This is a genomic window from Pseudomonas sp. 9.2(2024) (genome assembly GCF_039695385.1).
Lineage (GTDB): Bacteria > Pseudomonadota > Gammaproteobacteria > Pseudomonadales > Pseudomonadaceae > Aquipseudomonas > Aquipseudomonas paraglycinae.
Map to the genome: position 1 here is coordinate 4,535,941 of NZ_CP155585.1, position 6,560 is coordinate 4,542,500.

General features: G+C 54.7%; 2 protein-coding genes, 1 tRNA gene and 2 rRNA genes (1 of these 5 running past the window's edge). 1 reads left to right on the forward strand and 4 read right to left on the reverse strand.

What is annotated here, in order from left to right; genetic code table 11:
• Window positions 1-68 precede the first annotated feature (68 nt).
• On the forward strand, window positions 69-1,028 hold the full coding sequence (locus ABFB52_RS20310) for a LysR family transcriptional regulator (protein WP_129973203.1): 960 nt from the start codon (window positions 69-71) through the stop codon (window positions 1,026-1,028).
• Between the two features lie 12 nt (window positions 1,029-1,040).
• Here the strand turns inward: ABFB52_RS20310 and mrdA are convergent, their stop codons facing one another.
• The 4 genes from mrdA to ABFB52_RS20330 form a co-directional block, all read right to left on the reverse strand.
• On the reverse strand, window positions 1,041-2,933 hold the full coding sequence (gene mrdA, locus ABFB52_RS20315) for a penicillin-binding protein 2 (protein ID WP_085748317.1): 1,893 nt from the start codon (window positions 2,931-2,933) through the stop codon (window positions 1,041-1,043).
• A 204-nt stretch (window positions 2,934-3,137) separates the two neighbouring features.
• A 5S ribosomal RNA gene (gene rrf / locus ABFB52_RS20320) occupies window positions 3,138-3,253 on the reverse strand.
• 151 nt (window positions 3,254-3,404) lie between these two features.
• Window positions 3,405-6,295 (reverse strand): 23S ribosomal RNA (locus ABFB52_RS20325).
• Between the two features lie 244 nt (window positions 6,296-6,539).
• Window positions 6,540-6,560: transfer RNA gene (locus ABFB52_RS20330), tRNA-Ala, on the reverse strand (it continues 55 nt past the right edge of the window).

The following is a 6,560-nucleotide window of genomic DNA, read 5'->3' on the forward strand; positions in this document are numbered from 1 at the left end:
TTTATCGCTTCCGTGACAGGATTAGTCAATTTTCAAAAACTTATCTTTACTATTAGCGTGCCTACTACATGACTTCTTCCGCCAATCCCTGGGTCCGCCGGCGTTTTCTCAATGACCGGCTGGACTGGAACCTGCTGCGCACGTATCTGGTAATCGGGCAGGAAGGCAGCATGAGTCGCGCCGCTGCCCGACTGCACATCACCCAATCGGCGGTCAGTCAGGCGTTGAAACGTCTCGAAGAGCAACTGGATTGTGTGTTGATTGCCCGCAGCGGACGGCGCTTTGATCTGACGGTAACCGGGGAGGAAGTTCTGCGGATTGCGGCGGATATCTACGGCGATATTTCCCGTTTGGGCACCGTGGTCGAGAACCGTCATGACGACGTGGTGGGCAAGATCCGCATCCTCACCGTCAGTGGCGTGCAGGCGCGGCATTACGATGAGTTCCTTGCGGACTTCCACGAAACTCACCCGAAAATCGAGCTGGAAGTCGAGGTGATGGGCAGCTCGAACATCATCAGTTCATTGCTGCAAAAGACCGCTACGGTGGGAGTGGGATTATGTCGCCTGCCACAGCCTCGGCTGGAGCAACGAGTGCTGTTCCGAGAGCGCTACGCATACTTTTGCGGGCAGCGGCATCGACTGTTCGGGCAGCAGAATCTGACGCTGGAGCAACTGGCGGCGGAGAACTTTGTCAGCTTCACCAGCGATCAGCTCGGCGGCAATCTTTCACCGTTGACGCTGTTTCGTGACCAACAGGGGTTTACCGGCAAGATCGTCGCCTCCTCCACCAGTTTCGAAGAGATTTATCGTCTGATCTGTGCGGGGTTCGGGATTGGCTGTCTGCCGACTCACCTTGTACGGCGGGATGTCGAACAGGGTCTGCTGTGGCGCTTGCCGCCGGAGGATGGGGTGGTGGATTTCGATATTCAGCTGCTGTGGAATCGCGAACAGAAGATGACCCAGGCTGAAACGGTGTTCCTCGACAGCTTCCAGCACATGCTCAGCTTGCGTGAGCCTGTGCTGTGAAGCTGTGGCGGGTTAAACGTGGGGATCGCCCGGCGCCTTGGTCGGCGCCGCGTATTGCGGCTTGAGATGACCGTCCTGATCGAGTAGCCAGGCGTCCATGATCTGCCGCACCACAGGACCTGCGACTCGGCCACCGGCTTCGCCGTTTTCGATCATCACCGAGATGGCGATCTTCGGATGCTCGGCCGGGGCGAAACCGACGAACAACGCGTTGTCACGATGGCGCTCGAGGGTTTTCTCACGGTTGTAGCGCTCGCCCTGCTTGATCGCCACCACCTGCGCCGTACCACTCTTGCCGGCGATCCGGTATTGCGCACCGGCCGCTGCCGCACGTGCGATGCCTCGGGCATCGTGCATCACCATCTGCATGCCGTGGTTGACCTGCTCCCAGTCACGCGGATCCTTGAGCAGGATGTTCGGCATCGGGTGTTCGTCCACCGGCGCTACACCGTCGACAGTCTTGGCCAGGTGCGGACGGTTCCAGATGCCCTTGTTGGCAATCAGTGCGGTGGCTTGAGCCAGTTGCAGCGGCGTGACCTGCATGTAGCCCTGACCGATGCCGAGGATCACTGTTTCGCCGGGGAACCAGGCCTGCCGGCGCGTGGCGCGCTTCCAGGCCTGGGACGGCATCAGGCCGGGAGATTCCTCGAACATGTCGAGTGAGACTTTCTCGCCGAGGCCGAACATCGCCATGTAATCGTGCAAGCGATCGATGCCGAGCTTGTGCGCCAGATCGTAGAAGTAGGTGTCGTTGGAACGCATGATCGCTGCGTCCATGTCCACCCAGCCATCGCCGCTATGGTTCCAGTTGCGGTACTTGTGGTCGAAGTCCGGTAGTTGGTAGTAGCCAGGATCGAAAACCCGGGTTTGTGGCGTGACGACACCAGCGTCGAGGCCAGCGATGGCCACTTCCGGCTTGATCGTCGAACCGGGTGCATACAGGCCGCGCAGTACGCGGTTAAACAACGGGCGGTCGATTGAGTCGCGCAGCGCGGAATATTCCTTGGAACTGATACCGGTCACGAACAAGTTGGGGTCGAAGCTGGGGTTGCTGACCATGGCCAGCACTTCACCGGTCGATGGGTCTAGTGCAACGACCGAGCCGCGACGGTCGCCGAGTGCGGCTTCGGCGGCTTCCTGGAGTTTGACGTCGAGGCTCAGGACGATGTTTTTGCCGGGTACCGGATCGGTGTGTTTTAGCACGCGCAGGACGCGGCCCTGAGCATTGGTTTCTACTTCCTCGTATCCGACGTGGCCGTGCAGCTGTGGCTCGTAGAAGCGTTCGATACCGGTCTTGCCGATGGATTGGGTGCCGCGGTATTCGACGGAATCGAGAGTCTTGGATTCTTTCTCGTTGATGCGGCCGACGTAGCCGATCGAGTGTGCGAAGTGTGCGCCCAGCGGGTAGTTACGAACGAATTGCGGCTCGACATCCAGGCCGGGCAAGCGGAACTCGTTGACTGCCAGCACGGCGATCTGTTCTTCGGTCAGTTCATAGAACAGCGTTACGGGTGTAAACGGGTGACGCGACTGCTTCATGGCCTTGTCGAAGACTGTGCGGTCTTCAGCGGGCAGGTGCAGGAGGCTAATGACTTCATCCAGCTCCTGGTTGACGTCGGTCGCGCGTTCGCGGGTGATGGTCAGGTTGTAGCTGGGACGGTTGTCGGCCAGCAATACGCCGTTGCGATCGTAAATCAAGCCGCGTGTCGGCGGGATCGGCAGGACATGGACGCGGTTGTTTTCGGAGATAGTCGAGTGGTAGTCGAACTCGACGACTTGCAGGATGTACAGGCGCACAACCAGGGCGCAACTGACAGCGAAGACGAACAAGGCACAGGCGATCAGGCGTTTGTTGACCAATCGCGTCTCTTTTTCGTGATCCTTGATAGGGATGGGTTCGGGCATTTCTGCAGCCACTCTTTGACAAAAAATGAGCGCCGATCCTTGGGCGTGACATCAGTCCGTTAAAAAACGAGCTGCACCATACCAAAAACGGAGCGGTCATTTCAGAGGGATTTCCCCAATGGTTGCAGTAACGGCGGTCGGACCACTTTCCTGCGGGCAAAACAAAACCCCAACTGCTTTCGCAATTGGGGTTTCGGAATTTAATCTTGACGATGACCTACTCTCACATGGGGAAACCCCACACTACCATCGGCGATGCATCGTTTCACTTCTGAGTTCGGGATGGGATCAGGTGGTTCCAACGCTCTATGGTCGTCAAGAAATTCGGGTACTGAGTCGTGGCCAGAGGGCCTCGCTTCAGCAAATTGGGTATGTGACAGCTTTCGGTGTTTTGTGAGCGTCGAACTTTCGGTTCATTGCGTCTTCACACACCGCAATCTGGCCTTTCGACTCAAATTGCTTGGGTGTTATATGGTCAAGCCTCACGGGCAATTAGTATTGGTTAGCTCAACGCCTCACAGCGCTTACACACCCAACCTATCAACGTCGTAGTCTTCGACGGCCCTTCAGGGAACTCAAGGTTCCAGTGAGATCTCATCTTGAGGCAAGTTTCCCGCTTAGATGCTTTCAGCGGTTATCTTTCCCGAACATAGCTACCCGGCAATGCCACTGGCGTGACAACCGGAACACCAGAGGTTCGTCCACTCCGGTCCTCTCGTACTAGGAGCAGCCCCTCTCAAATCTCAAACGTCCACGGCAGATAGGGACCGAACTGTCTCACGACGTTCTAAACCCAGCTCGCGTACCACTTTAAATGGCGAACAGCCATACCCTTGGGACCGGCTTCAGCCCCAGGATGTGATGAGCCGACATCGAGGTGCCAAACACCGCCGTCGATATGAACTCTTGGGCGGTATCAGCCTGTTATCCCCGGAGTACCTTTTATCCGTTGAGCGATGGCCCTTCCATACAGAACCACCGGATCACTAAGACCTACTTTCGTACCTGCTCGACGTGTCTGTCTCGCAGTCAAGCGCGCTTTTGCCTTTATACTCTACGACCGATTTCCGACCGGTCTGAGCGCACCTTCGTACTCCTCCGTTACTCTTTAGGAGGAGACCGCCCCAGTCAAACTACCCACCATACACTGTCCTCGATCCGGATAACGGACCTGAGTTAGAACCTCAAAGTTGCCAGGGTGGTATTTCAAGGATGGCTCCACGCGAACTGGCGTCCACGCTTCAAAGCCTCCCACCTATCCTACACAAGCAAATTCAAAGTCCAGTGCAAAGCTATAGTAAAGGTTCACGGGGTCTTTCCGTCTAGCCGCGGATACACTGCATCTTCACAGCGATTTCAATTTCACTGAGTCTCGGGTGGAGACAGCGCCGCCATCGTTACGCCATTCGTGCAGGTCGGAACTTACCCGACAAGGAATTTCGCTACCTTAGGACCGTTATAGTTACGGCCGCCGTTTACCGGGGCTTCGATCAAGAGCTTCGCGTTAGCTAACCCCATCAATTAACCTTCCGGCACCGGGCAGGCGTCACACCCTATACGTCCACTTTCGTGTTTGCAGAGTGCTGTGTTTTTAATAAACAGTCGCAGCGGCCTGGTATCTTCGACCGGCGTGGGCTTACGCAGCAAGTGCTTCACCCTCACCGGCGCACCTTCTCCCGAAGTTACGGTGCCATTTTGCCTAGTTCCTTCACCCGAGTTCTCTCAAGCGCCTTGGTATTCTCTACCCAACCACCTGTGTCGGTTTGGGGTACGGTTCCTGGTTATCTGAAGCTTAGAAGCTTTTCTTGGAAGCATGGCATCAACCACTTCGTCGCCTAAAGGCAACTCGTCATCAGCTCTCGGCCTTAAGATCCCGGATTTACCTAAGATCTCAGCCTACCACCTTAAACTTGGACAACCAACGCCAAGCTGGCCTAGCCTTCTCCGTCCCTCCATCGCAATAACCAGAAGTACAGGAATATTAACCTGTTTTCCATCGACTACGCTTTTCAGCCTCGCCTTAGGGACCGACTAACCCTGCGTCGATTAACGTTGCGCAGGAAACCTTGGTCTTTCGGCGTGGGTGTTTTTCACACCCATTGTCGTTACTCATGTCAGCATTCGCACTTCTGATACCTCCAGCAAGCTTCTCAACTCACCTTCACAGGCTTACAGAACGCTCCTCTACCGCATCACTTACGTGATACCCGTAGCTTCGGTGTATGGTTTGAGCCCCGTTACATCTTCCGCGCAGGCCGACTCGACTAGTGAGCTATTACGCTTTCTTTAAAGGGTGGCTGCTTCTAAGCCAACCTCCTAGCTGTCTAAGCCTTCCCACATCGTTTCCCACTTAACCATAACTTTGGGACCTTAGCTGACGGTCTGGGTTGTTTCCCTTTTCACGACGGACGTTAGCACCCGCCGTGTGTCTCCCATGCTCGGCACTTGTAGGTATTCGGAGTTTGCATCGGTTTGGTAAGTCGGGATGACCCCCTAGCCGAAACAGTGCTCTACCCCCTACAGTGATACATGAGGCGCTACCTAAATAGCTTTCGAGGAGAACCAGCTATCTCCGAGCTTGATTAGCCTTTCACTCCGATCCACAGGTCATCCGCTAACTTTTCAACGGTAGTCGGTTCGGTCCTCCAGTCAGTGTTACCTAACCTTCAACCTGCCCATGGATAGATCGCCCGGTTTCGGGTCTATTCCCAGCGACTAGACGCCCTATTAAGACTCGCTTTCGCTACGCCTCCCCTATTCGGTTAAGCTCGCCACTGAAAATAAGTCGCTGACCCATTATACAAAAGGTACGCAGTCACAGAACAAAGTCTGCTCCCACTGCTTGTACGCATACGGTTTCAGGATCTATTTCACTCCCCTCTCCGGGGTTCTTTTCGCCTTTCCCTCACGGTACTAGTTCACTATCGGTCAGTCAGTAGTATTTAGCCTTGGAGGATGGTCCCCCCATATTCAGACAAAGTTTCTCGTGCTCCGTCCTACTCGATTTCATGACTAAGAGACTTTCGCGTACAGGGCTATCACCCACTATGGCCGCACTTTCCAGAGCGTTCCGCTAATCTCAAAGCCACTTAAGGGCTAGTCCCCGTTCGCTCGCCACTACTAAGGGAATCTCGGTTGATTTCTTTTCCTCAGGGTACTTAGATGTTTCAGTTCCCCTGGTTCGCCTCTTGCACCTATGTATTCAGTACAAGATAACCATCTTATGATGGCTGGGTTCCCCCATTCAGACATCTCCGGATCAAAGTCTGTTTGCCGACTCCCCGAAGCTTTTCGCAGGCTACCACGTCTTTCATCGCCTCTGACTGCCAAGGCATCCACCGTATGCGCTTCTTCACTTGACCATATAACCCCAAGCAATCTGGTTATACTGTGAAGACGACATTCGCCGAAAATTCGAATTTCTCAACTAAGAGAACTCACAAATTTTACCTTAGCCTGATCACCACCAGTGAAAGTGGCCATCAGTCTATCTTTCTATCACATACCCAAATTTTTAAAGAACGAACCAGTCAAAGACTAGAAATCAACATTCACCATCGCAGCGATGGAATGCTCATTTCTAAGCTCTTACTTCAGAAGCAGTAGTGGTGGAGCCAAGCGGGATCG